The sequence below is a fragment of the Geodermatophilus sp. SYSU D00525 genome (assembly GCF_054050475.1).
This window is the reverse complement of sequence record NZ_JBJGZK010000006.1, coordinates 179,508-196,442: the sequence shown is the minus strand read 5'-3', so window position 1 is coordinate 196,442 and position 16,935 is coordinate 179,508. Positions and strand designations below refer to the sequence as shown.

The window sequence follows — 16,935 nt, the reverse complement described above, 5'->3', positions numbered from 1 at the left end:
CAGCGGCCCCCTCCCCGGCCGGGGAGGGGGCCGCTGCCGTGTGGGCGATGAGTTCGCGCCGCCCACACCGTCTCCCCTCCCGACACCCACCGACCACGGGGAGCACGCGATGTCCTTCCAGGCCTACCTCGACGCGATCGAGGACCGGACCGGCCTCACCCCACGCCGGCTGATCGCGCAGGCGCACGAGCGGGGCCTCGACGCCCCGGGCACGGAGGCCGGCGAGGTGCTGGCCTGGCTGGCGGCGGACCACGGCCTCGGCCGGGGGTACGGGATGGCCCTCGTGCACGTGCTGAGGAACGGGCCGACGATCAGCGCGAAGCACGTCGGCAGCACCGGCTCGCACCGCGACGCGTCCGACACCCTCTGGCTCGACGGCAGGGCCACCAATCCCGCCGGGTGACGTGCTGCAGGGGTCCTCCTACAGGCGGCAGGCGTGGATGCTCGTGACGAGGATCGCGCGGGCGCCGAGCTCCCACAGCTCGTCCATGACCCGGTTGGTGTCGGACTGGCGCACCATCGCGCGCACCGCCGACCAGCCCTCGGTCTGCAGCGGGCTGACCGTCGGGCCCTCCAGGCCGGGGGTGAGCTCGGTGGCCCGGGCCAGCAGCTCGTTCGGGCAGTCGTAGTCGAGCAGCACGTACTGCCGGGCCACGAGGACCCCGCGCAGCCGCCGGCGCAGCTGGGCGACGGCCGGGATCTCCTCGGCGCCCTCCCGGCGCACGAGCACCGCCTCGCTGGTGAGCACCGGCTCGCCGATGATCCGCAGGCCCGCGGCGCGCAGCGTCGTCCCGGTCTCGACGACGTCGCACACGGCGTCGGCCACCCCGAGGCGGCAGGCGGTCTCCACCGCGCCGTCGAGCTTGACCACGCCGGCCTTGATGCCCGACTCGTCCAGGTACCGCTGCAGCAGCACCGGGTAGGCGGTGGCGATCCGCCGTCCGGCCAGCTTCTCGACCGAGTCGATGCCCGACTCGACCGGGCTCGCGAAGCGGAACGACGAGCGGCCGAAGCCCAGCGGCATGACCTCCACCGCGGTCGGGCCCTCGCCGTCGGCCGGCGCGGTCTCCAGCAGCATGTCGCGGCCGGTGATGCCGACGTCGAGCGTGCCGGCGGCCACGTAGACGGCGATGTCCCGCGGGCGCAGGTAGAAGAACTCGGTGTCGCTGTCGGGGTCGTAGACCGCGAGGTCCTTGGTGCTGCGCCGCTGGCGGTAGCCGCTCTCGGCGAGCATCGCGGCCGCGGGCTCGCTCAGGACGCCCTTGTTGGGCACGGCGATGCGCAGCACGGTGTGTCTCCTGTGGTGGGTCGGCGGCGGGAGTTCAGAGGTGGGTGTAGACGTCGTCGAGGGTCAGCCCGCGGGCGAGCATGAGGACCTGCACCCGGTAGAGGAGCTGGCTGATCTCCTCCGCCGTCCGCTCGGGCCCCTCGTGCTCGGCGGCCATCCAGGACTCCGCCGCCTCCTCGACCACCTTCTTGCCGGCGGCGTGCACACCGTCGCGGACGGCGGTCACCGTGCCCGAGGCGGGGTCGCCCGCGGCGACCTTGGCCGACAGCTCGGCGAACAGCTCGTCGAAGCGCTTCACGCCAGCCCCTGCCCGACGGCCGGGGTGACCTGGAAGCCGGTGGAGTGCCGCGGCCCGCGCAGGTCGCGGAGGGTGAGCGCGGTGGCCAGCGCGGCGACGGCGGCCTCCCAGCCCTTGTCCTCGACGGAGCCGGGCAGGCCGGCGCGGTCGCGGGCCTGCTCCTCGGTGTCGCAGGTGAGCACGCCGTTGCCGACGGGCTTGCCGGCGTCCAGCGCCACCCGGGTGAGGCCCGCGGTGACCGCGTCGCAGACGTACTCGAAGTGCGGGGTGCCGCCGCGGATGACCACGCCGAGCGCGACGACGGCGTCGTGCCGCTCGGCCAGCGCCTGGGCGACCACCGGCAGCTCCACCGCGCCCGGCGCCCGGACGACGGTCGGCTCGCCGATGCCGCTGGCGCGGGCGGCCTCGACGGCGCGGGCGAGCAGCGCGTCGGTGATCTCGGCGTGCCAGGTGGTCGCGACGATGCCCAGCGTCAGGCCCGCGGCGTCGACCGCCTGCGCCTCGGGGCGTCCCTGCCCGCTCACAGCTGCTGCTCCTGCCGGCCGAGGGGGACGTCGGTGCCGGGCACGGTGGTCCCCCCGTCGGCGGTCACCGGGACGCCGGCGGGGACGTCGGCCGGGCCGGACTCGGTCTCGGGCTCGATGATGTCGAGCAGGTGGCCCATCCGGTCGCGCTTGGTGCGCAGGTAGGACAGGTTCTCGGCGGTGACGTGGCTGGGCAGCGGCACCCGGCCGGTCACCTTGAGGCCGTAGCCCTCCAGGCCCGCGCGCTTGGCCGGGTTGTTGGTCAGCAGCCGCATGGTGTGCACGCCGAGGTCGACGAGGATCTGCGCGCCGGTGCCGTAGTCGCGGGCGTCGGCGGGCAGGCCGAGGTCGAGGTTGGCGTCGACGGTGTCCACGCCGGCGTCCTGCAGCTGGTAGGCCTGCAGCTTGTGCAGCAGGCCGATCCCCCGGCCCTCGTGCCCGCGGATGTAGAGCACGATCCCGCGGCCCTCGTGCGCGACCGCGGCCAGCGCGGCCTGCAGCTGGGGACCGCAGTCGCAGCGCAGCGAGCCGAAGACGTCGCCGGTGAGGCACTCGGAGTGCACGCGCACCAGCACGTCCTCGCCGTCGCCGATGTCGCCGTAGACGAAGGCGACGTGCTCGCGCTCGTCGTAGGAGCTGCGGTAGCCCACCGCGGTGAAGGTGCCCGGCGCCAGCGGCACGGTGGCCTCGGCGACCCGCTCGACCAGCTTGTCGAACCGCTTGCGGTAGGCGATGAGGTCGGCGATGGAGATCAGGCAGAGGTCGTGCTCGTCGGCGAAGACCCGCAGCTCCTCGGCGCGGGCCATGCCGGTCGGGTCCTTCTCGCTGACCAGCTCGCACAGCGTGCCCGAGGGGCGCAGGCCGGCGAGGACGGCGAGGTCGACGGCGGCCTCGGTGTGCCCGGGCCGGCGCAGCACGCCGCCGTCCTTCGCGCGCAGCGGCACGATGTGGCCGGGGCGCGCGAGGTCGGCCGAGGAGGTCTCCGCGGCGGCGAGCAGCCGGATGGTGTGCGCGCGGTCGGCGGCGGAGATGCCGGTGGTCACGCCCTCGCGGGCGTCGACGGTCACGGTGTAGGCGGTGCCGCGGCGGTCCTGGTTGACCCGGAACATCGGCGGCAGGTCCAGCCGGTCGGCGTCGGCCTCGGTGACCGACACGCAGATGTAGCCCGAGGTGTAGCGGACCATGAACGCCACGAGCTCGGGGGTGGCCAGCTCCGAGGCGAAGATGAGGTCGCCCTCGTTCTCGCGGTCCTCGTCGTCGACGACGACGACGGGGCGGCCGTCCTTGACCGCCGCGATGGCGCTCTCGACGGTGTCCAGGCGGACGGTGCCGCTCATCGGGGTGCTCCCAGCAGGCGTTCCACGTACTTGGCGATCACGTCGACCTCCAGGTTGACCGGGTCCCCGGGGGCGCGTCCGCCCAGCGTGGTCTCCCGGAGGGTGGCGGGGATGAGGCTCACCTCGAACCAGGGTTCGGGGTCGTCGGCCGCGCTGAGCGCGCTGACCGTGAGCGAGACGCCGTCGACGGTGATCGAGCCCTTCTCGACGACGTAGCGCGCCAGCTGCGGCGGCAGCGCGACGCGGACGACGTCCCAGTGCTCGCCCGGCGTGCGCGAGACCACCGTGCCGACGCCGTCGACGTGGCCCTGCACGACGTGCCCGCCCAGCCGCCCACCGGCGGCGACGGCGCGCTCGAGGTTGACCGGGTCGCCGTCGCCGAGGGCGCCGAGGCTGCTGCGGCGCAGCGTCTCGGCCATGACGTCGGTGGACCACACCTGGTCGCCGTCCGGGCCGGGCTCGACGCCGGTGACGGTGAGGCAGACGCCGTTGACCGCGATCGAGTCGCCGAGGCGCACGTCCTCGAGCACGCGGCGCGCGCGGATGCGCAGCACCGCGGCGTCGCCCGCCGGTCCCCCCAGGTCCTCGCGTGCGGCGAGGGAGCCGACCTCCTCGACGATGCCCGTGAACACGTCAGCCCCTTCCGTCCGCGTCCGGTCGCTCTCCAGTGTGCCGGGTCGGCCGCAGGCGGATCTGCACGTCCCCGCCCAGCGGGGTGACGTCCCGGACCTCCAGGGTCAGCGCCGCGCCGATCGTGCTGATTCCCAGGTCCCCCACGAGCGGGGGACCGGCACCCAGCAGCTTCGGCGCGAGGTGGACGACGGCCTCGTCGACCAGCCCGGCGCGGAGGAAGGCGGCGGCCAGCGTCGGGCCGCCCTCGAGCAGCACCCGGCGGACGTCGCGGTCGAACAGCTCGGCGAGCAGCTCCGCGGGGCCGGCGGCACGGCTGACGTGCGTGGGCGCGGCGCCGTCGAGCACCCGCGCGGTGGCCGGCAGCCGGCCGCGGCGGTCGTGCACCACGCGCAGCGGCTGGCGGGCGGCGTCGCGGCCGTCGGCGTCGCGGACGGTGAGCTGCGGGTCGTCGGCCAGGGCGGTGCCCGACCCGACGAGGACGGCGTCGCAGGTGGCGCGCAGCGCGTGCACGGCGGCGCGGGCCGTCGGGCCGGTGATCCAGCGGCTGGTGCCGTCGGCGGCGGCGACCCGCCCGTCGAGGCTGGCGCCGACCTTCCAGACGACGAACGGCCGCCCCTCGCGGGCGCCGGTCAGCCAGGCGCCCAGCGCGCCGTCCTCGGCCGCCTGCCGCTCGACCCCCACCTCGACGTCGACGCCGGCGGCACGCAGCCGGCCGGCGCCGCCGCCGGCCAGCCCGGTGGGTTCGGGGACGGCGACGACGACGCGGGCGACGCCCGCCGCCAGCAGCGCGTCGGCGCACGGGCCGGTGCGGCCGGTGTGCGCGCACGGCTCCAGGGTGACGACGGCGGTGCCGCCGCGGGCCCGCTCGCCGGCCTGCCGCAGCGCGTGCACCTCGGCGTGCGGCCCGCCGGGCGGGGAGGTGGCGCCCTCCCCCACGACCGCGCCGCCGGCGTCGAGGACGACCGCGCCGACCGGCGGGTTGGGGCTGGTGGTGCCGAGCACGCTCTCGCCGAGCGCGCGCGCCCTCGCCATGGCGCTGGACTCGCGCGCCCGGGTCGTGGCGGCCTCGATCTGGGGACTCACCCGGCGGCCGCCGCCGTGGCCTGCGCGCGCAGCGCCGCGATCGCGCGGGCGGGGTCGTCGGCGCCGTAGACGGCCGAGCCCGCGACGAAGACGTCGGCACCGGCCTCGGCGGCCCGCTCGATGGTGTCGGCGTTGATGCCGCCGTCGACCTCGACCAGCAGTCGCAGGTGGCCGGTGTCGACCAGCTCGCGGGCGCGGCGGACCTTGGGCAGCACGTCGGCGATGAACGCCTGGCCGCCGAAGCCGGGCTCGACGGTCATGACCAGGAGGGTGTCGAAGTCGCGGAGGACGTCCTCGTAGTCCTCCAGCGGGGTGCCGGGCTTGACGGCGAGGCCCGCCAGGGCGCCGGCGGCGCGGATGTCGCGGGCGACGTCACGGGGATCGCCGGTGCAGGCCTCGGCGTGCACGGTGACGTTGCGGGCGCCGAGCTCGGCGTACCCGGGCGCCCACCGCTCGGGCGCCTCGATCATCAGGTGGCAGTCCAGCGGGACCGGGCTCACCGCCTGGATCGCCTCCACCACCGGCCGCCCCAGGGTGAGGTTGGGGACGAAGTGGGCGTCCATGACGTCGACGTGCAGCCAGTCGGCGTCGGCGACCCGGGCCACCTCGTCGGCCAGCCGGGCGAAGTCCGCCGAGAGCAGGCTGGGGGCGATCATCGGGGTCCGGGCCACGTCGTCCGAGTCTAGGGATGCGCACGCCGGGGCCCCTCCGCCAGCCCGGGCACCGTGCGTGGCCTGATGACCTCCTCGTGCAGCCACCGGCTGGAGGATGCAGGTCCGCGGCCTCGCCGGGTCCCGCTCCCCACGACGGACCTGCCCCGATCGAGGCCGGATCCCCATCCCGTCGCAGGCCTGGTGGGTGCACTCGATCTGCAGCGGTCGTGCGACACCGACGCGCCTTGGCCATGCTGTCCGCCATGACGGGACGTACGTCGGCGGGGACCCGGAGCATGCGGGCTCTCTTCGTGAACGAGAACCTCGGCGGGCACGCCACCGTGCACGCCAACCTGAAGCGGTCCCTGGTGGCGTTCCCGGAGGTCCATGCCGACTTCGTCGACGTCCCTCCGCCCACGTTCCTGCGGAGGGTGATGGGTGTCCGCGTGCCGGGCCTGGCGCGTGCCGACCTCGACTTCCAGTCGCTGCGGTTCCAGCTGGCGGCCTCCGCAGCTGCACGGCCCCTCGTGCGCCGGGCGCTGTCCGGGCACGACGTCCTCCACGTCTACTCCCACACCATCTCGTGGCTCTTCCCGGGGCTCCTGCGCTCGATGCCCTCGGTCCTGGCCACGGACGCCACCAACGAACAGAACCTGGAGCTGAGGCCCTACCGCAGGACCTCGGTCGGCACGGGGGTCTCCAGCCGCCCGATCGAGGCACTGGAACGACGCGTCCTCACCGCCGCGACGGTCGTCGTCGCGCAGTCGGAGTGGGCTGCCCGATCCCTTCGAGAGCTCGGCGTCACCGAGCAGCGGCTGCGGCTCGTGCGCTACGGCGTCCCGGTCCCCGGCGAGATCCCGACTCGGACGTCCACCGACCTGCCGGAGATCGTCTTCGTGGGCAAGACGCTGGAGCGCAAGGGCGGGAACCTCCTGCGCGACGTCTTCCGCACACGTCTGCGTGGCAAGGCCAGGCTGGTGCTCGTCACACAGGAACCCGTGCCCGACGAGGACGGGATCGTCGTACACCGGGACATCCGTCCCGGAGACGGACAGCTGGATCGCATCCTCCAGCGTGCCGCCGTCTTCGCTCTCCCCACGGACACCGACATGTCGCCCAACGCGATCCTGGAGGCCATGTCGGCGGGCCTCCCCGTCGTCTCGACCCAGCACGCCGCCATCCCGGAACTGGTCGTGCACGGGGAGACCGGGTTGCTGGTGGAGCCACGGGACGGCCGAGCGCTCGGCGATGCCCTCCTCGACCTGCTCGAACACCCTGACCGGGCGCGGCTCATGGGTGAGCGCGGGTACGAACGGGCCAGGGACGTCTTCGACGTGGGCAAGACCACCCGTGACGTCGTCGAGGTGCTGGGCCTGGCGCAGGACCTGTGGCAGGAGGACCGGCGACACGGGCGGAGCTGAACCCCCCGGGCGCAGCCTCAGCCGCGGTCGGGCAGCGCGACCCAGTCGGCCCAGGAGAGGTCCCGGCCGACGTAGCGCGGGGCCCGCAGCGGCCACTCCGCGGCCAGCCAGCGCGGGACGAACGCGTCCAGCGCCGCCTCGACCTCGGTGCCGGCCAGGCGGTCGACCACCCACCAGGACACCTCGGCGTCGGCGTCGCCGGCCTTCTCCGGCGGGTCGACGTAGACGCAGCCGAGCAGCTCGGTCTCGTCCTCGTCCAGCAGCGCGTAGTTGAAGCTCTCGTGCGCCTCGATCTCGCGCTCGTGGCGGGCGAGGTCCGCGCGGTCCTGCTCCTCGGTCATCGTCGCGGGCGGCCAGCCCCACGCCTCGCCGTAGATCCCCCACAGCCGCTCGCGGGAGCCCATGACGGCGGGGAAGTCGATGGCGGTGTCGGCCGCGCGGATGGGCCGCAGGTGCTGACCGGTGGGCAGGTCGGCGCGCAGCGGGTGGGCGAAGTCGTCGGGGAGCCAGGGCACGGCGGGGCAGGCTAGGCGAGGACCGCCGCGCGCGGGGCGGTCCGGGGCGCGGCCGGTGCCGCCCGTCCGGGTCGCGGGCGGGACCGGGCTCAGCGGGTGCGGCGCAGCAGGGCCAGGAACATCGCGTCGGTGCCGTGCCGGTGCGGCCACAGCTGCCCGTACGCCCCGCGCTCGACGCCGGGGACCTCGGGGAACAGCGGCGCCACCGGCAGCACCTCGACGTCGTCCCGCGCGGCCGCGGCGTCGGCGACGGCGACGGTCTCGGCCGCGTGCGGCGAGCAGGTCACGTAGGCGACGACGCCGCCGGGGCGCACCGAGGCCAGCGCACGGTCGAGCAGCGCGGTCTGCAGGTCCACCAGCGGGCCGACGTCGTCCGGCGTCCGCCGCCAGCGCACCTCCGGCCGCCGGCGCAGCGCGCCGAGCCCGGTGCACGGCGCGTCGAGCAGCACCCGGTCGAACGAGCCCGGCGCCCACGGCGGCTCGCGGCCGTCGGCGACGAGCACCTCGACGTCGTCCTCCCCCGCCAGCGCCCCGCGGACCAGCTCGGCGCGGTGCGGCGCGCGGTCGGCGGCGGTGAGGTGCACCCCGGCCGGGCGGACGGCGGCCAGCAGCCCCGCCTTGCCTCCGGGCCCCGCGCAGACGTCCAGCCAGCGCGCGTCCGGGCCCTCCAGCGGCGCCCGGGCGAGCAGCAGCGCGGCGAGCTGGCTGCCCTCGTCCTGCACCGCGGCCCGGCCCGCGCGCACCGACGGCAGCCGGCCCGGGTCTCCCCCGCCCAGCCGGACCGCGTACGGCGACCACGGCCCCGGCGTGCCGCCGGACTCCGCGGCCAGCTCCTCTCGGGGCAGGTGCCGGGCGACCAGGTGCACCTCGGGCGCGGCGTCGTCGGCGAGCAGCGCGTCCTCGAGCTCGGCATCCCCAGCTGCATCGCCGCCCAGCGCCGCGCGCCAGGCCGACACGATCCACCCGGGGTGGTCGGTGGCCAGCGCCAGCCGCCGGTCGCCCTCGGCGCCGAGCCGGTCGAGCCACGCGGCGCGGTCCCCGCCGGTGGCCACCTTGCGCAGGACGGCGTTGACCAGCCCGGAGGCACCGGCGCCGACGATCGCGCGGGTGAGGTCGACGGTGGTGGCGACGGCGGCGTGCGCGGGCACCCGCAGGTCCAGCAGCTGGTAGGCGCCCAGGCGGAGCAGGTCCAGGACGCGCCGGTCGAGGTCGGCCAGCGGCCGGTCGACCAGCCGGGCCAGCACCGCGTCGAGGGTGCCCTGCGCGCGCAGCGCCCCGTAGGCCAGCTGGGTGGCGAAGGCGGCGTCGCGCGGGTCGAGGTCGCGCTCGCGGAGCAGCTGCGGCAGCAGCAGGTTGGCGTAGGCCTCCCGCGCGGAGACGCCGTCGAGGACGTCGTAGGCGGTCAGCCGGGCGCCGTCGAGGGGTGCCCGCCGCGGCCGCCGCTCCGGGCGGCGGCCGGCCGGGCGGCGGGGTGGCCGCGTCACGGGCCCAGCCGCTCGCCGGGCGCCGGGCGGGCGCCGCGGGCCCAGTCGGCGGCCGGCAGCACCCGCTTGCCCGCCGGCTGCACCTCGCCCAGGCGCACCGAGCCGCGGCCGGTGCCGACGACGACGCCGCCCGGCCCGGCCGAGACCTCGCCCGGCGCCAGGGCCAGCGCGCTCGGCAGCGGCTCGACCGGGCCCAGGCGCAGCCGGTCGCCGCGCCAGGTGGTCCACGCGCCCGGCGCCGGGGTCACCCCGCGCACCCGCCGGTCGACGACGTGCGCGGGCAGCTCCCAGTCGATCCGGGCGTCGGCGGTCTCGATCCGCGGCGCGAGGCTGACCCCCTCGGCCGGCTGGGGCTGCGGGACGAGCTCGCCGGACGCGATGCCGTCGAGGGTGGCGACCAGCAGCCGGGCGCCGCTGACCGCGAGCCGGCCGAGCAGGTCGCCGGCGGTGTCGCGCGGGCCGATCGGCTCGGTGACCAGGCCGAAGACCGGCCCGGTGTCCAGGCCCTGCTCGAGCCGGAAGGTGCAGGCGCCGGTGACCTCGTCGCCGGCCATGACCGCGTGCTGCACGGGCGCGGCGCCGCGCCAGGCCGGCAGCAGCGAGAAGTGCAGGTTGACCCAGCCGTGCGCGGGGAGGTCGAGCGCCGCAGGCGGGACCAGCGCGCCGTAGGCGACCACCGGCGCGCAGTCGACGTCGAGGTCGGCGAGCTGCGCGAGGAACTCCGGCTCGCGCGGCGAGCGGGGCTGCAGCACCGGCAGGCCGGCGGCGTCGGCGCGCTCGGCCACCGGCGAGCGGCCGACCTTCCGGCCGCGGCCGGAGCGGGCGTCGGGGCGGGTGAGGACGGCGGCCACCTCGTGGTCGGAGGCCAGCAGCGCCTCCAGTGAGGGGACGGCGGCCTCGGGGGTCCCCGCGAACAGGAGCCTCAGTGGGGGCTCACCTCCACGCGCGGGACCCAGGCCTGCATGCCCTGCCACTCGGCCTCGGCGAGCGCGGCCCGCGCCGCGGCGGCGGCCTCGGGGTCGAGCCGGTCGACGAACACGACGCCGTCGAGGTGGTCCACCTCGTGCTGCACCGCGCGGGCCAGCAGGTGCGAGCCCTCCACCCGCACGGGGTCACCGTGCTGGTTCCACCCGGTCGCGACGACGTGCAGGTGCCGCCGGCAGTCGAAGCGGAAGCCGGGGATGGACAGGCAGCCCTCGGGCGCCTCCTCGGTCTCGTCGCCGACCAGGTCGACCGAGGGGTTGACCAGGTGGCCCACCTCGCCGTCGACGTACCAGGTGAAGACCCGCAGCCCGACGCCGATCTGCGGCGCGGCGAGGCCGGCGCCACCGGCGGCGTGCATGGTGTCGGTCAGGTCCGCGACCAGCGTCCGCAGCTCCGCGTCGAAGTCGACGACGGGTGCTGCGGGCCGGTGCAGGACCGGGTCGCCCAGCAGCCGGATGGGGGTGACGCTCACCGGTCGATCGTAGGTGAGCGGCGGAGACGGCCGTTCCTGCCGCCCGGGCGACGGCTCAGACCAGCTCGAGCGGGTCGAGCTGGACGCGCACGTGCTCGGGCACCTTGCGGGCGCTGCGCACGCCCTGCACCTCGGCCAGCGCGGTCGCCAGCGCCAGGCCCTCGGTGCGCGGCACCCGCACCAGGTACCGCTCGCGCTCGCCCTCCTGCCCGGCCCGCGGGGGCTCGGGCACCGGGCCGAGCAGGTCGGCGTCGTCGGGCAGCCGCGCCGCGGCCAGGAACTCCGCCAGCGCCGCCGGCGACCCGGACAGCGCGGCCATCCGGGTGGCCGGTGGGAAGCCGAGCTCCCGGCGGTCGGCGAGCTCGCGCTCGGCCAGCCAGCCGGGGTCCCAGCGGACCAGCGCCTGGACGACGGGGTGCGCGGCGTCGGCGGCGACGACGACCGAGCCGTGCGCCCGCACGAGCGTGGCGGCGTTCATCCAGCGGCGCAGGGTCTCCTCCCCCGCGCGCAGGTCCGCCCGCCCGAGCAGCGCCCACGAGTCGAGCAGCAGGGCGGCGCCGTAGCCGCCCTCGGCGACCGGCTCGGCGCCCGGCGTGGCCACGACCAGCTGCGGCCCGGCCGGCACCGACGGCAGCACGCCGGACCCACGCCCGGACACCCGCACCGGCGCGCCGGGGAACGCACGGCCCAGCTCCTCGGCGGTGCGGTTGGCGCCGACGACGGAGGCGCGCAGCTTCGTCCCGTGGCAGTGCGGGCAGTCGAAGGTGGCCGCGGGGCGGGCGCACCAGCGGCAGGCGGGCACCCGCGAGCCGCCCGGCCCGGGCGTGGGCGCGATGCCGAGCGGCCCGGAGCAGACCGCGCAGCGGGCCGGCGCGCGGCAGCGGTCGCACGACAGCCCGGGCGCGTAGCCGGCGCGCGGCACCTGCACGAGCACCGGCGTGCCCTCCGCCAGCGCCGCGCGGGCCACCCGGTGCGCGAGGCTCGGCAGCCGGGCGGTGCGGGCGGCCGGGTCGCGGGCCAGCTCGTGGTCCTCGCCGAGGGCCTGCACCCGCGGGGCGACGCCGCGCAGCGTGGCGCGGTCGGCGGCGAGCTCGTGGGCCCAGCCGCTCTCCACCAGCAGCGCGGCCTCGGCGGTGCGCGCGGTGGCCGCGACGACGGCGGCGCACGAGGACAGGTGGGCGCGGTGCACCAGCACGTCGCGGGCGTGCGCGTAGGGGGCGCGCGGCTCGGCGTGCAGGTCGTCGCCGTCGTCCCAGATCGCGACCAGGCCCAGGTCGGCGACCGGCGCGAACGCCGCCGCGCGGGTGCCGAGGACGACCTTCGCGCTGCCGCGGGCGGCGTCGAGGAAGCGGCGGTAGCGGGCGTCGGGGGCGGCGTCGGCGCGGAGCACGACGAACGAGCCCGCCGGCAGGCGCGCGGCCGCCGCGGCCTCCAGCCGGTCCAGGTCGCGGCCGTCGGGGACGACCACCAGCGCCCCGCGCCCACCGGACAGCGCCGCCTGGCACAGCTCGGCGAGCCGGGCGGGCCAGTCCTCGCCCGGCAACGCCGTCCACACCGCGCGCGCGGGCCGGCCCTCGGCGACGGCGGCCAGCAGCGCTGGCCCGGTCGGGTAGCGGGCGAAGCCGGCCGGGTCCGGCGGCGCCGGCGGGGCCGGGGGTCCGGCCGGCGGGCGCTTCTCCGCGGCGGCCCGGCGCGGCGGGACGGCCAGCCGCAGGACGTCGGTCAGCGTGCCGCCCCAGCGCTGCGCGACCGAGCGGGCCAGCGCGGCCACCTCGGGGGTGAGCACCGGCTCCGAGGAGACCAGCTTGGCCAGCGGGGCGAGCTTGCGGCCGGACTCGCTGGAGTCGGTGAGCTCCAGCACGAACCCGTCGACCAGCTGCCCGGCGAAGCGCACCCGCACCCGGCAGCCGGCCCGGACCTCGCCGGCCATGTCGTCGGGGACCGCGTAGTCGAAGGCCCGGTCGAGGTGGGCCAGCGGCACGTCGACGACGACCCGGGCCACGCGCTTCGGCCCCGCGCGGAGGCTCGCCCCGAGCTCGCGAGGGGTGAGGGGCGCGGGGTCCTTCGACAGCGGTGTTCTCCGTTCGGCGGGGTCGTGTCGCAGCAGTGTCCCCGCCGGGTCCGACATCCTGGCCCCGCTGCAGGGGCCCGCCGCGAGCGAGCGAGCGGCGGGGGGCAGTGGGGTCCTTCCTCAGCTCACCGCGGAGCGGAGGGCCTCCACGCGGTCGGTGCGCTCCCAGGGCAGCTCGACGTCGGTGCGGCCGAAGTGGCCGTAGGCGGCGGTCGGGCCGTAGATCGGCCGCAGCATGTCCAGGTCGCGCACGATCGCACCCGGGCGCAGGTCGAACACCGTGGTGACCGCCTTCTCCAGGACGTCGTCCGGGACGGTGCCGGTGCCGTGGGTGTCGACGAACAGGCCGACCGGGTGCGCGGCGCCGATGGCGTAGGCCACCTGCACCTCGCAGCGGCGGGCCAGGCCCGCGGCGACGACGTTCTTGGCCACCCAGCGCATCGCGTACGCGCCCGACCGGTCGACCTTCGAGGGGTCCTTGCCGGAGAACGCGCCGCCGCCGTGGCGGGCCATGCCGCCGTAGGTGTCGACGATGATCTTCCGGCCGGTCAGCCCGGCGTCGCCCATCGGCCCGCCGATGACGAACTTGCCGGTCGGGTTGACCAGCAGCCGGTAGCCGTCGGTGGGCAGGCCGAGGGCCTGCAGCTCCGGCTCGACGACGAGCTCCTGCACGTCGGGGGTGAGCAGCTGCTCGATGGAGATGTCCTCGGCGTGCTGCGAGGAGACGACGACGGTGTCGACGCCGACCGGCCGGTCGTCCTCGTAGACCACGGTGACCTGGGTCTTGCCGTCGGGGCGCAGGTAGGGCACCGAGCCGTCCTTGCGGACCGCGGCCAGCCGGCGGGAGAGCCGGTGCGCCAGCGCGATCGGCAGCGGCATGAGCTCGGGGGTCTCGTCGGTGGCGTAGCCGAACATCAGGCCCTGGTCGCCGGCGCCCTGGCGCTCGATCTCGTCGTCGGTGGTGCCGGTGGTGCGCGCCTCGTAGGCGGTGTCCACCCCCTGCGCGATGTCCGGCGACTGGGAGCCCAGCGAGACGCTCACGCCGCACGAGGCGCCGTCGAAGCCCTTGCGGGAGGAGTCGTAGCCGATCCGCAGCACGGTGCGGCGGACGACGTCGGCGATGTCGACGTAGCCGGCGGTGGTGACCTCACCGGCGATGTGGACCTGGCCGGTGGTGATGAGCGTCTCGACGGCGACGCGGCTGCGCGGGTCCTGCGCCAGCATCTCGTCGAGGATCGCGTCGCTGATCTGGTCGGCGATCTTGTCCGGGTGGCCCTCGGTCACCGACTCGGACGTGAAGAGGCGGCGTGGCACTCGGTTCTCCCTGGGTCGGTGACGAGATCACGGCGCGGCCTGCCCGCGCCGTGGGAGCAACTTACCGGCGTGTCCCGCCCGTGGCAGCCGCCGGTCAGGCGAGACGGGGCAGGACGACCTGCCAGACCGCCGCGGCGACGGCGTCCTTGCTGCCGTGGGGCACCTCGGTGGCGGTGCCGTCGGCGGCGAGGACGACGGCGGCGTTGTCCGGGCGGCCGAACACCCCGCCGCCGGAGACGTCGTTGACGACCAGCAGGTCGCAGCCCTTGCGGGCGAGCTTGGCCCGGGCGTGGGCCAGCACGTCGGCGTCGGCGTCCCCGGTCTCGGCGGCGAAGCCGACCACGAGCTGCCCGGGGGCGCGCTTGGTGACCAGCTCGGCGAGCACGTCGGGGTTGCGCACCAGCGGGACGGCGTCGGGCTCGCTCGCGCTGTCCTTCTTGAGCTTGGTCGCCGCGACGGTGGCCGGCCGGAAGTCGGCGACGGCCGCGGCCATGACGACGACGTCGGCTGCCGCCTCCCCGCCCGACCCAGCCTCGGCGAGCATCGCGGCGCGCAGCTCCTCCGCCGTCCCGACCGGGACGACGCGGACGCCGAACGGCGCGGGCAGGTCGACGTTGGCCGCGACGACGGTGACGTCGGCGCCGCGGGCGGCGGCCACGCGGGCCAGCGCCCAGCCCTGCTTGCCCGACGAGCGGTTGCCCAGGTAGCGCACCGGGTCCAGCGGCTCGCGGGTGCCGCCGGCGCTGATCAGGACGCGGCGGCCGGTGAGGTCGGCGCGCACGACGTCGGCGCCCGCCGCGAGGACCACTTGCGCCAGCGCGGCGACGTCGGCGGGCTCGGGCAGCCGGCCGGGGCCGGAGTCCGGCCCGGTCAGCCGGCCGACGGCGGGCGGCAGCACGATCGAGCCGCGGCGGCGGAGGGTGGCGACGTTGTCCTGGGTGGCCGGGTGCAGCCACATCTCGGTGTGCATGGCCGGCACGAACACCACCGGGCAGTGCGCGGTGAGCAGCGTGGCGGTGAGCAGGTCGTCGGCGCGGCCCGTGGCGGCGCGGGCGAGCAGGTCGGCGGTGGCCGGCGCGACGACGACGAGGTCGGCGGTCTGCCCGATCCGCACGTGCGCGACCTCGGGCACCTCCGACCAGACGTCGGTGGTGACCGGGTGGCCGGACAGCGCCTCGAAGGTCGCCGCACCGACGAAGTGCAGCGCCCCGGGGGTGGGGACGACGCGGACGTCGTGCCCGGCCTCGGTCAGCGCGCGCAGCAGCAGGGCGCCCTTGTAGGCGGCCACGCCCCCCGCGACGCCCAGCACGATCCGGCTCATGCGCCCCATCCTCCCGCAGACGCGACGACGCCCCCGGCCTGGGCCGGGGGCGTCGTCACTCGCACGGGCCGGAACGGCCCCGTCGCAGGGCCCCGCGCCGAGCGGGCGAGGCGTGGGGGGCGACGGGGTCCTTCCTCAGTTGTCGCCGGCGGTGTGGGTGAGCAGGCCCTCGTTGATCTCGCGCAGCGCGATCGAGAGGGGCTTCTCCTGGGGCGCGGTGTCGACCAGCGGGCCGACGTACTCGAGCAGGCCCTCGGAGAGCTGGCTGTAGTAGGCGTTGATCTGGCGCGCGCGCTTGGCGGCGAAGATCACCAGGCCGTACTTGCTGCTGGTGCGCTCGAGCAGCTCGTCGATCGGCGGGTTGGTGATGCCCTCGGGGGCGGGTGCGACTCCGGACACGGGCGGGCGTGCTCCTCGGTTGGCTCGGTGGGAGTGAGGGGCCTCGGGTGGCCGGTCACTCGGAGGCGCCGGCGGCCTTCCCGGACGACGGCGCGACCAGCAATCCTACCAACTCGTCCGCGGCCCTCGCGACGTCGTCGTTGACCACCACGACGTCGAACTCCCCGGAGGCGTCCAGCTCGGCCTGCGCGATCGCGAGCCGGCGCTCCTGCACGGCGGGCGGTTCCGACCCGCGGCCGGCCAGCCGGCTCTGGAGCTCCGCCCACGACGGCGGGGCGAGGAAGACCAGCTGCGCCTCCGGGGCGCGCGCCCGCACCTGGCGGGCGCCCTGCAGCTCGATCTCGAGCAGCGCCGGGGCCCCGGTCGCGAGGCGCTCGCGGACCGGGGCGGCCGGCGTGCCGTAGCGGTTGCCCGCGTACTCGGCCCACTCGAGGAGGCCGTCCTCGGCGACCAGCCGGTCGAACTCGTCGTCGCCGAGGAAGTGGTAGTGCACCCCGTCGACCTCGCCCGGGCGCTGCTTGCGGGTGGTCACCGACACCGAGACCCACACGTCGGGGTACCGGCGGCGGACCTCGGCGACGACGGTGCCCTTGCCGACCCCCGAGGGTCCGGAGAGCACCGTCAGGCGCGCCGGGGCGGGGATCGGCTGGGCAGTCGGCAACGGGTGGTCCCTCGTGGTGCTGGCGTCGGACGGGTGGAGCGGTACCGCGACCTCAGGCCGTCGAGTCGGCGGGCACCTGGTCGGCGGCCACCGGGTCGCCGCCGAACTCCGCCTCCAGCGCCTTGCGCTGGTTGGCGCCCAGGCCGCGCACCCGGCGGGTCGGGGAGATCTCGAGCCGCTCCATGATCTTCGCAGCCCGGGCCTTGCCCACGCCGGGCAGGGACTCCAGGACGGCGGAGACGCGCATCTTGCCGATGACCTCGTCGGTCTCGCCCTGCTTGAGGACGTCGCCGACCGTGGCGCCCTTGCTCTTGAGCCGCTCGCGGAGCTCGGCGCGCGCCTTGCGGGCGGCGGCGGCCTTCTCCAGTGCGGCGGCACGCTGTTCGGGGGACAGGTCGGGGAGGGGCATGGTGCGTCCCATCGTGTCGTTGCCGGGGATCTGCGACCCGGCGGGTACGTGCGGTGTCGGGTGCGGGC

Annotated in this window: 19 protein-coding genes; 2 read left to right on the top strand and 17 right to left on the bottom strand. The window is 76.6% G+C overall.

The genetic code is table 11. From position 1 onward, the window contains the following. The first annotated feature begins 109 nt into the window (after positions 1-109). A complete protein-coding gene (locus ACI796_RS07910) occupies positions 110-403 on the top strand; it encodes a DUF4287 domain-containing protein (RefSeq protein ID WP_456940680.1) in 294 nt (97 codons plus the stop codon). Positions 404-421: 18 nt separating this feature from the next. Here ACI796_RS07910 and hisG read toward each other — a convergent pair whose 3' ends face one another. Genes hisG through rpe form a run of 7 tightly spaced genes read right to left on the bottom strand, consistent with a single transcriptional unit; the run spans position 422 to position 5,834 of the window. Beyond that, a complete protein-coding gene (hisG, locus tag ACI796_RS07905; RefSeq protein ID WP_456940679.1) occupies positions 422-1,288 on the bottom strand; it encodes an ATP phosphoribosyltransferase in 867 nt (288 codons plus the stop codon). Between the two features lie 34 nt (positions 1,289-1,322). Further along, positions 1,323-1,586: a phosphoribosyl-ATP diphosphatase gene (locus ACI796_RS07900; RefSeq protein WP_387986919.1), complete on the bottom strand. Its 264-nt coding sequence runs from the start codon at positions 1,584-1,586 to the stop codon at positions 1,323-1,325. Then, positions 1,583-2,110 (bottom strand): 6,7-dimethyl-8-ribityllumazine synthase, encoded by a 528-nt coding sequence (ribH, locus tag ACI796_RS07895; RefSeq protein WP_456940678.1) that lies wholly within the window; start codon positions 2,108-2,110, stop codon positions 1,583-1,585. The genes ACI796_RS07900 and ribH overlap by 4 nt, the downstream gene beginning before the upstream one ends. After that, complete coding sequence (locus ACI796_RS07890) at positions 2,107-3,447, bottom strand: bifunctional 3,4-dihydroxy-2-butanone-4-phosphate synthase/GTP cyclohydrolase II (RefSeq protein WP_456940677.1); 1,341 nt, start codon at positions 3,445-3,447, stop codon at positions 2,107-2,109. Before ACI796_RS07890 ends, ribH begins: the two co-directional genes overlap by 4 nt. After that, positions 3,444-4,079: a riboflavin synthase gene (locus ACI796_RS07885; protein WP_456940676.1), complete on the bottom strand. Its 636-nt coding sequence runs from the start codon at positions 4,077-4,079 to the stop codon at positions 3,444-3,446. Before ACI796_RS07885 ends, ACI796_RS07890 begins: the two co-directional genes overlap by 4 nt. 1 nt (position 4,080) lies before the next feature. After that, positions 4,081-5,163, bottom strand: coding sequence for a bifunctional diaminohydroxyphosphoribosylaminopyrimidine deaminase/5-amino-6-(5-phosphoribosylamino)uracil reductase RibD (gene ribD / locus ACI796_RS07880; protein ID WP_456940675.1), 1,083 nt, complete (start codon positions 5,161-5,163; stop codon positions 4,081-4,083). Beyond that, complete coding sequence (gene rpe / locus ACI796_RS07875) at positions 5,160-5,834, bottom strand: ribulose-phosphate 3-epimerase (RefSeq protein ID WP_456940674.1); 675 nt, start codon at positions 5,832-5,834, stop codon at positions 5,160-5,162. Before rpe ends, ribD begins: the two co-directional genes overlap by 4 nt. 278 nt (positions 5,835-6,112) lie before the next feature. Here rpe and ACI796_RS07870 point away from each other — a divergent pair, with 278 nt between their 5' ends. After that, entirely contained in the window at positions 6,113-7,237 is a 1,125-nt protein-coding gene (locus ACI796_RS07870; RefSeq protein WP_456940673.1) for a glycosyltransferase family 4 protein, read from the top strand. Between the two features lie 17 nt (positions 7,238-7,254). On the opposite strand, the gene ACI796_RS07865 is transcribed toward ACI796_RS07870, so the two are convergent. The 10 genes from ACI796_RS07865 to mihF form a co-directional block, all read right to left on the bottom strand. Further along, positions 7,255-7,752, bottom strand: a complete 498-nt coding sequence (locus ACI796_RS07865; RefSeq protein WP_456940672.1) for a hypothetical protein — start codon at positions 7,750-7,752, stop codon at positions 7,255-7,257. Between the two features lie 89 nt (positions 7,753-7,841). Continuing rightward, positions 7,842-9,236 carry an RsmB/NOP family class I SAM-dependent RNA methyltransferase gene (locus tag ACI796_RS07860; RefSeq protein ID WP_456940671.1) on the bottom strand — a complete coding sequence of 465 codons (1,395 nt, stop codon included), beginning with the start codon at positions 9,234-9,236 and terminating at the stop codon, positions 7,842-7,844. Continuing rightward, entirely contained in the window at positions 9,233-10,210 is a 978-nt protein-coding gene (gene fmt, locus ACI796_RS07855) for a methionyl-tRNA formyltransferase (RefSeq protein ID WP_456940670.1), read from the bottom strand. Before fmt ends, ACI796_RS07860 begins: the two co-directional genes overlap by 4 nt. Then, positions 10,159-10,692 carry a peptide deformylase gene (def, locus tag ACI796_RS07850; protein ID WP_456940669.1) on the bottom strand — a complete coding sequence of 178 codons (534 nt, stop codon included), beginning with the start codon at positions 10,690-10,692 and terminating at the stop codon, positions 10,159-10,161. Before def ends, fmt begins: the two co-directional genes overlap by 52 nt. Before the next feature lie 55 nt (positions 10,693-10,747). Further along, positions 10,748-12,694: a primosomal protein N' gene (locus ACI796_RS07845; protein ID WP_456940668.1), complete on the bottom strand. Its 1,947-nt coding sequence runs from the start codon at positions 12,692-12,694 to the stop codon at positions 10,748-10,750. 189 nt (positions 12,695-12,883) lie between these two features. Further along, positions 12,884-14,077 carry a methionine adenosyltransferase gene (gene metK, locus ACI796_RS07840; protein ID WP_456940667.1) on the bottom strand — a complete coding sequence of 398 codons (1,194 nt, stop codon included), beginning with the start codon at positions 14,075-14,077 and terminating at the stop codon, positions 12,884-12,886. Positions 14,078-14,171: 94 nt separating this feature from the next. Continuing rightward, a complete protein-coding gene (coaBC, locus tag ACI796_RS07835) occupies positions 14,172-15,398 on the bottom strand; it encodes a bifunctional phosphopantothenoylcysteine decarboxylase/phosphopantothenate--cysteine ligase CoaBC (RefSeq protein WP_456940666.1) in 1,227 nt (408 codons plus the stop codon). A 135-nt stretch (positions 15,399-15,533) separates the two neighbouring features. Then, positions 15,534-15,797 (bottom strand): DNA-directed RNA polymerase subunit omega, encoded by a 264-nt coding sequence (gene rpoZ, locus ACI796_RS07830; protein WP_089305624.1) that lies wholly within the window; start codon positions 15,795-15,797, stop codon positions 15,534-15,536. Positions 15,798-15,852: 55 nt separating this feature from the next. Further along, positions 15,853-16,458 (bottom strand): guanylate kinase, encoded by a 606-nt coding sequence (gene gmk / locus ACI796_RS07825; protein WP_456940665.1) that lies wholly within the window; start codon positions 16,456-16,458, stop codon positions 15,853-15,855. 52 nt (positions 16,459-16,510) lie between these two features. Continuing rightward, positions 16,511-16,867: an integration host factor, actinobacterial type gene (mihF, locus tag ACI796_RS07820; RefSeq protein ID WP_456926787.1), complete on the bottom strand. Its 357-nt coding sequence runs from the start codon at positions 16,865-16,867 to the stop codon at positions 16,511-16,513. Between the last annotated feature and the right edge of the window lie 68 nt (positions 16,868-16,935).

Excerpts from the sequence above, each read along its gene's own strand:
- mihF (WP_456926787.1), bottom strand. The coding sequence starts at position 16,867 with ATGCCCCTCCCCGACCTGTCCCCCGAACAGCGTGCCGCCGCACTGGAG.
- coaBC (WP_456940666.1), bottom strand. The coding sequence starts at position 15,398 with ATGAGCCGGATCGTGCTGGGCGTCGCGGGGGGCGTGGCCGCCTACAAG.
- ACI796_RS07910 (WP_456940680.1), top strand. The coding sequence starts at position 110 with ATGTCCTTCCAGGCCTACCTCGACGCGATCGAGGACCGGACCGGCCTC.
- ACI796_RS07890 (WP_456940677.1), bottom strand. The coding sequence starts at position 3,447 with ATGAGCGGCACCGTCCGCCTGGACACCGTCGAGAGCGCCATCGCGGCG.
- ACI796_RS07870 (WP_456940673.1), top strand. The coding sequence starts at position 6,113 with ATGCGGGCTCTCTTCGTGAACGAGAACCTCGGCGGGCACGCCACCGTG.